Source organism: Stenotrophomonas sp., from assembly GCF_032099025.1.
Taxonomy (GTDB): Bacteria; Pseudomonadota; Gammaproteobacteria; order Xanthomonadales; family Xanthomonadaceae; genus Stenotrophomonas.
Genome location: NZ_DAMCID010000029.1, coordinates 36,545 through 43,486, shown reverse-complemented (window position 1 = coordinate 43,486; position 6,942 = coordinate 36,545). Strand labels below are relative to the sequence as shown.

The following is a 6,942-nucleotide window of genomic DNA, read 5'->3' as shown; positions in this document are numbered from 1 at the left end:
CATTTGCATAGGGGCCTGCCGGCCGCGGCGGGGCCCTCAACGCTCGCGGCAGATCTGATCGAAGACCGACCGCCAAGCTTCAAAAAAAACGGGCGCCGAAGCGCCCGTCCGTGTCACCACACCTTGACCCGCTTGTCCGGGGCCAGGTACAGCTTCTGGCCTTCCTTGACGTCGAACGCGGGGTACCACGCGTCCAGGTTGCGCACGGTGAGCGCGCGGAACTGGCCGGGGGCGTGCACGTTGGTCAGCAGCGAGTTGCGCAGGGCCTGTTCGCGGGCCTTGCTGCGCCACGCCTGGGCGAAGCCCAGGAAGAAACGCTGGTCGGGGCTGAAGCCTTCCAGGGTCTGGCCCGGCTTGCCCTGCAGCGAGAGCTGGTAAGCGTCGTAGGCGGTGGCCAGGCCGGCCACGTCGGCGATGTTCTCGCCCAGGGTCAGGCGGCCGTTGACCGACACGCCCGGGAACGGCTGGTAGCTGCTGAACTGCGCGGCCAGCGCGTCGCCGGCGGCGTTGAACTTCTTCAGGTCCTCGGCCGTCCACCAGTTGTGCAGCTTGCCGGTCTCGTCGAACAGCGCACCCGCGTTGTCGAAGCCGTGGCTGATCTCGTGGCCGATCACCGCGCCGATCGCGCCGTAGTTCACCGCGTCGTCCGCAGCACCGTCGAAGAACGGCGGCTGCAGGATCGCGGCCGGGAACACCAGGCGGTTTTCCAGCGGCACGTTCATCGCGTTGATGGTCTGAGGCAGCATCGCCCACTCGCCGTGGTCGACCGGCTTGCCGAGCTTGGCCAGATTGCGGCGGTACTCGAACAGGCTGGCGCGTTCGGCATTGCCCAGCGCGTCGTCGCGCTTCACTTCCAGGCCGGTGTAGTCGCGCCACGTGTCGGGGTAGCCCATGCCCACCGTGAGGCCATCGATCTTGGCCTTGGCATGCGCCTTGGTCTGCGGCGACATCCACTCCAGCGCGTCGATGCGCTTGGCGAACGCGGCGATGATGTTCTTGGCCATCTCGTCGGCGCGGGCCTTGGTGGCCGGGTCGAAGTGGCGTTCGACGTACAGCTTGCCGATCGCTTCGCCCACGGCGCTGTTGCTCTCATCCACCGCACGCTTCCAGCGCTCGCTCTGCTGCGGAGTGCCGTTGAGGGCCGTGCCGTGGAAGGCGAAGCGCGCGTCGGCGATGGCCTTGGGCAGGTACGGCGCGGCGCGGTCCAGCGCGTGGAAGGCCAGGTAGTCCTTCCACACATCCAGCGGCTCGGTGGCCACCAGGCGCGAGATGCCGGCCACGGCCTTGGGCTGCCACACGATGAAATCGTCCTGCTTGTCCAGGCCGGCGGCGGCCAGGAAAGCCGGCCAGTCCATGCCCGGCGCCTTGGCACTCAGGTCGGCCTGCTTCCAGGCATTGGCGCCCTTGGCCACGTCGTTGGTTTCTTCCTGGGTGGCGTGCACCTGGGCGATCCGGGTCTCCAGCGCGAGGATGCGCTGCGCCTTGGCCGCCGGGTCGGCCACGCCGGCCAGCTGCAGCACCTGGGCGATGTAGGCCTGGTACTGCTTGCGCAGCTCGGCCATGCGGCCGCCCTGCAGGTAGAAGTCGCGGTCGGGCAGGCCCAGCCCGCCCTGCACCAGGTACGGGGCGTTGCGGTCCGGCTGCAGCAGGTCCACCGACACCCAGGTGCCAAACAAACGGTCGGTGTAGAAGTTGGTCGCGTTGAGCAGGTCCACGTCGGCGCGCAGCGTGCCGCCCAGGGCGGTGGCCAGCGCGGCCTTGTCGGTGATGCCGCCGATGGCGTCCAGTTCAGGCTTGATCACGCCCATGCCGCGCGATTCGATGCCCGCCTCGTCCATGAAGGCGGCGTAGTAGTCGCCAATCAGCTTGGTCTCGCCGCTGGCCTTGGCATCTGCCGCTGCCCCCTCAAGGATGGCGCGGGTGTCGGCCAGGGTCTTTTCCGAGATGACGTTGAAGCTGCCGAAGCTGGAGCGGTCAGCCGGGATCTCGGTGTTCTTCACCCAGGTGCCGTTGGCGAAGCCGAAGAAATCGTCACCGGCGGCAACGCCGCGGTCCATGCCGCTGGCGTCGAAGCCGAAACTGCCCAGTTGCGGCTTGGGCGCGGCCGGCGGCGTGGCGGCGGCATCGGCGGCGGGGGTGGCCGCCGGGGCGGCGGGCTCACGGTCGCAGGCGGCCAGGCCCAGCGACAGGCTGGCGGCGATGGCTAGCATCAGGGTAGGGCGGCGCAGCTTGGACATGGACTTCTCAGGCAACGGGAAAACGCCAAGTCTAATCCGCACCCCTGTGTCCTGGATGTACCCTTCCTGAGAGCGCGTCGCACCGCGCCCATGAAATGAATGGGCGGCCGGCCGCTTTCAAGGTGTGACGGCCGTTAACCCGCTTCCCGCGCCGCGCCGGCTGGTGCATGCTGGGCCAGGAGAGCTGGACCAAGGCCTCGCAGGTGGGGAAACCTGCAAGGGGGGCATCAAGAAATTGCGACATTGGCCGCTCAGGTTTGGGGAAACCAGGAAAGCGTTTGCAGATGAAGCCAGCCCGTCACTGTGGAAGAGGTACGCGATGCCCGCGATGAGCCACGCCATGGCGCGGCCGTTGCGGACGATCGTGTGGCTGGGCCTCGGGCTCGGCGGCCTGCTGGGCGTCGGCCTGGTGGTCATGCTGGTCAACGATTTCCAGCGCCGGCAGGAAGCGGCGCAACGCCAGAGTTCGGCGCTGGCGGCCGGTTCGCAGCGCCTGCTGCGGCTGGAGCTGCGCAACCTGGAACGGGCCATGCGCGGCATTGCCGCCGATGGCGCGCAGCTGTTCGAGCGCGTGCCGGCGCAGGCCCCCGACCTGCTGGACGACGCCATCGGCGGGGTGCTGCAGCGGCATGCCGAGCTGGACAGCATCGTGGTGGTGGACCAGTACGGGCGCGCGCTGACCAGCGGCAGCGGCGACCTGAACGTGCCGCTGTGGGCGGTGGACACCCACCGTGGGGTGGAGAGCTATCTGTACGTGGGGCCGCCACAGCTGCTCGATGCGCAGCGGTGGGTACTGCCGCTGGCGCTGCGCATGGGCGAGGACCGCTGGCTGTTGAGCCGGCTGCACACCACCGAGCTGCAATCGATCATCAGCGGGCTGGACACCGGGCGTACCGGTGTCATCTCGATCAGCGATGCGGGCGGCTACGTGCTGGCCCGCAGCCCGGACCGGGAAGGCCTCACCGGGCAGCGCTTCGACCTGGCGCGGCGGGAAATGGTGCGGCGCGACGCGGTGACCCCGCTGGGCATCGAAACCAGCCCGATCGATCACGTTGAACGCATCTCCACGCTGACCACGCTGGGCCAGTACCCGCTGGCGGTGTACGCCGGGCTGGGGCGGCAGGACGTGCTGGCGCCCTGGTGGCCGTACGTGCAGGCATCGCTGGGGTTGTTCCTGCTGTACTGGGGCGCGTTCGCGCTGGTCTATACCAGCCTGCGCCGCGCCACCCGCCGCCAGGATGCGATGAGCCAGGAGCTGCGCACCGGCCATGCCGAGCTGCGCATGGCCCACCAGGTCGGCAAGATCTGCACCTGGACGGTGGACGAGGACGCGGCCGTGCTGCGCTGGTCGCCGCTGGCCCGCGAGATCTTCGGCATCGACCTGGATTTCCTGCCGGTCGCCGACTTCTTCAACCGCGTGCACCGGGAAGACAGCGAACGCCTGCAGGCCGCCTTCGACCACGCCTTTGCCAACAACGGCGTGCTTGATGAGATGTTCCGCATCGTGCTGCCGGGCGGGCACGTGCGCTGGGTGTCGGCGCGTGGCCAGCAGGTGGGTGCGGCCGACCGCGAACGGCGCATGATGGGTGCGCTCACCGATGTGAGCGAGCGGGTGCAGGCACTGGCGCGCGCGCAGCAGGCCGAGCGCCAGTTCCGCCTGCTGTTCGACCGCAACCCGGCGCCATTCTGGGTGTTCGATCCGGACACGCTGCGGTTCCTGGAGGTCAACGAAGCGGCGGTGCGCCAGTACGGCTACAGCCGCGACGAGTTCCTGGCGATGAGCATCCTGGATATCCGCCCGCGCGAGGGCTGGGAAGAAATCCGCGCCGCGATCGCCAGTGCCAGCACCGGCGAGCTTCAGGATGCCAAGGTGCGCCTGCACCGGCGCAAGGACGGCACCCTGTTCGAGGTGCGCGCGCACCTGTCCCGGCTGGATTTCGATGGGCGCGAGGCCTGCCTGGTGCTGGCCGAAGACATCAGCGACCGAATGGCCTACGAGCGCGACCTGGCCTACCACGCCACCCACAACCCGGCCACCGGCCTGCTCAACACGCGCGCGCTGGCCGCGCAGCTGGACGAGGAGGGCGGCGGCTACACCATCGCCTATGTGCAGTTCCGCGGTCTGCAGCTGGTAGCCGATACGCTGGGCCGGGAAGTCGGCGACGTGGTGCTTCAGGCCATGGCCAAGCGCCTGGGTGGGCTGGGCGTGCGCTACGGGTTGCTGGCCTTCCAGCCGGCCGAGGATTTCATCTTCGCCATCCGCGACGACCACGAGCGCCAGTCGGCGCTGGACACCCTGGTACAGACGGTGTCCGAGCCGGTGCGCGGGCAGGACTGGCTGCATCAGTTCGAGCCGCGGATCGGCGTGGCGGTGAAGTTCGACGGCGACGTGATCAGCGCCGAGCAGGTCATCAGCATGGCCGCGCAGGCCGCGCATGCCGCACGCGACGAGGGCAGCGTGATTGCCTGGTTCGACAGCACGGTGAGTTCGCGGCTGGCCGACCGGCTGCGCCTGGCCGGGCGCATCCACAGCGCGATCGATGCCGAGTTCGCGCTGTACTTCCAGCCGATCTGCCATGCCACCGACGGCACCCCTGCGGCACTCGAGGCGCTGCTGCGCTGGCCACAGGCCGACGGCAGTTTCATTCCGCCGGGTGAATTCATCCAGCTGTGCGAGGACACCGGCTTGATCCTGGCGCTGGGCCGCTGGGTGATCCGCGAAGCGGCGCGTGCGCAGCGGCAACTGGTGGACGCCGGTTGGGACCTGCCGATCGCGGTCAACGTCTCGGCCGTGCAGTTCTTCAACAGCGACCTGGTGGCCGAATTCACCCGCGCCAGCCAGGAGTTCGGGCTGGCCCGTGGCGCACTGCACGTGGAGCTGACCGAGAGCAGCCTGATGCGCAAACCCGGCCAGGCCAAGCAGACCATGCAGCGCATGCACGAGCAGGGCATCTGCATCTCGCTGGACGATTTCGGCACCGGCTATTCGAACATGTCCTACCTGCAGCACCTGCCGCTGGACATCCTGAAGATCGACCGCAGCTTCGTGGCGGACGTGGAAACCAACCCGCGCAACGCCTCGATCTGCCGCGCGCTGCTGTCCCTGGGCCACAGCATGGGACTGACGATCATTGCCGAGGGCGTGGAAACACCGGGCCAGCACGAGTGGCTGGCCGCGCACGGCTGCGACCAGGTGCAGGGCTACCTGCTGGGCCGCCCGGCACCCTTGGCCGATGTGATCGGGCGGCTGGAGACGGCGGACGCATAGCGCCAGCGCGCCGGCGGGGCAAAACCGGCGGGGCGAAACCGTTGGGGCGAAACCGTTGGGGCGAAAGCGGCGGGGCGAAAGCGGCGGGGCGAAACCGACGGGGCGAAACCGACGGGGCGAAACCGACGGGGCGAAACCGGCGGGGCGAAACCGGCGGGGCGAAACCGGCGGGGTAGAGCCGACTGTTAGTCGGCTGCGCGCGCAGCGCGCGGAGGTTGACGCATCCAGCGGAGAGCAGCCGACTAACAGTCGGCTCTACCCAGTCGCATGTTCCCAGTCGGATGCACGCGTCATGTTTCCAGTCGCATATTCCCAGTCGCGTGCACGCGTCGTGTCCCCAATCGCATGTCCCCAATCGCGTGCACGCGGCAACTAATCCATCGCATGTGCCGCGCGGCATGCACCCAATCACATGCCCCCCATCACCTTCACCCCGCAGGTTCCGCCAGCGCCTCCACCAGGTAATCAATGAAACTGCGCACCTTCGGTGCCAGGTGGTTGCGGCTGGTATACACCGCGTAGATGCCGATGGGCGGCACTTCCCACTCCGGCAATACGCGCTGCAGGCGGCCGTCGGCCAGTGCGTCGGCGACCAGGAAGTCGGGCTGCACGATGATGCCCAGCCCGGCAATGGCCGCTTCGCGCAGCACGTCACCGTTGTTGGCGCGCACGCCGCCGTGCACCGCTACCGAGACCTCGCCACGCGGACCGTGCAGGGGCCATGCGTCGCCGCCGGCCCAGTAGCTGTAACCCAGGCACTCATGCGCGGCCAGGTCCTCGGGTTGCTGCGGGTGGCCGTGCGCGGCCAGGTAGGCGGGCGCCGCGCACAGGCTGATGCGGGTCTCGGCCAGCTTGCGGGCAATCAGCGACGGGCCGGGCTGGCGAGTAATGCGGATCGCCACGTCGTAGCCTTCCTCAACCATGTCCACCAGCCGGTCGGACAACGACAGATCCAGCTGCACCTGCGGGTAACGCGCGCGGAAACCGGCCAGCAGCGGGCCCAGCCGGGCGATGCCGTAGCTGACCGGCGCATTGATCCGCAACGTGCCCGAGGGCGCCAGCGCCTGTGCGCCGATGCCCGCCTCCAACGCATCGAACTGCGCCAGCAGCTGCACGCATTGTTCGTAGTACGCCGCGCCGGTGCTGGTGGGACTCACCCGGCGGGTGGTGCGGTTGAGCAGCCGCGCGGACAGGCGCTTCTCCAGTGCCGCGATCTGGCGGGTGACGCCGGCAGTGGAGAGATCAAGCGCCTGCGCGGCGGCGCTGAAGCCGTTGCGCTCGACCACCGCCACGAACACGCGCATTGCCTCTAGGGTGTCCATTGTTGCGGTTCCTGGAATGAACAGCGTCGGATCATCGTATTTATCGGTCCGGGTCGACGCAATACGCTGATCGCCTGGATCCCCCGGCGCTGCCGGTCGGTCCGCCTTCCTGCCT

3 protein-coding genes are annotated in these 6,942 nt (G+C 68.7%); 1 reads left to right on the top strand and 2 read right to left on the bottom strand.

Annotated features, from left to right (window positions below; genetic code table 11):
* Positions 1-113: 113 nt before the first annotated feature.
* Positions 114-2,237: a M13 family metallopeptidase gene (locus RT456_RS16750; protein WP_313348214.1), complete on the bottom strand. Its 2,124-nt coding sequence runs from the start codon at positions 2,235-2,237 to the stop codon at positions 114-116.
* A 319-nt stretch (positions 2,238-2,556) separates the two neighbouring features.
* On the opposite strand from RT456_RS16750, the gene RT456_RS16745 reads away from it, so the two are divergent.
* A complete protein-coding gene (locus RT456_RS16745) occupies positions 2,557-5,505 on the top strand; it encodes an EAL domain-containing protein (protein ID WP_313348212.1) in 2,949 nt (982 codons plus the stop codon).
* Between the two features lie 428 nt (positions 5,506-5,933).
* Here RT456_RS16745 and RT456_RS16740 read toward each other — a convergent pair whose 3' ends face one another.
* A complete protein-coding gene (locus tag RT456_RS16740) occupies positions 5,934-6,827 on the bottom strand; it encodes a LysR family transcriptional regulator (RefSeq protein WP_313348210.1) in 894 nt (297 codons plus the stop codon).
* Positions 6,828-6,942: the final 115 nt, after the last annotated feature.

Coding starts and splice junctions, on each gene's coding strand:
- RT456_RS16740 (WP_313348210.1), bottom strand. CDS start 6,827: ATGGACACCCTAGAGGCAATGCGCGTGTTCGTGGCGGTGGTCGAGCGC.
- RT456_RS16745 (WP_313348212.1), top strand. CDS start 2,557: ATGCCCGCGATGAGCCACGCCATGGCGCGGCCGTTGCGGACGATCGTG.
- RT456_RS16750 (WP_313348214.1), bottom strand. CDS start 2,237: ATGTCCAAGCTGCGCCGCCCTACCCTGATGCTAGCCATCGCCGCCAGC.